The organism is Streptomyces sp. SP17BM10 (assembly GCF_036322405.1).
GTDB lineage: Bacteria > Actinomycetota > Actinomycetes > Streptomycetales > Streptomycetaceae > Kitasatospora.
In genome coordinates, this window is sequence record NZ_JAQYXB010000277.1 from 1 (window position 1) to 353 (window position 353).

Below are 353 nucleotides of genomic sequence, written 5' to 3' on the forward strand. Positions count from 1 at the left end.
CAGCAGAGCCGCGCGAACGCGCTGCGCGAGGCCCGCGTCCCCCGGGTGGTGGTCGCCGACGGAGCGATGGGCGCCATGCACCAGGCCCAGGCCCCGTCCCGGGAGGACTTCCAGAACCTGGAGGGCTGCACCGAGGTCCTGACCCGCACCCGCCCGGTCAGCGTCCGGTCCGTCGACGCGGCCAAGTGCGCGGGCGGCGTGGACTGCGTCGCGTCCACCTCCTACGGCGCCAACGGCGCCGCGCTCGGCGAGTACGACCTCCCCGCGCGCATCTTCGAGCTGTCCGAGGCCGGCGCCCGGATCGCCCGCGTGGTCGCCGACGCGCACACCGCCGCCGACGGTCGCACCCGCTG

General features: G+C 76.8%; 1 protein-coding gene. It reads left to right on the forward strand.

What is annotated here, in order from left to right:
* Positions 1-353 (forward strand): homocysteine S-methyltransferase family protein (locus PUR71_RS01285; RefSeq protein ID WP_329924409.1); only part of this gene is annotated, 353 nt, incomplete at both ends.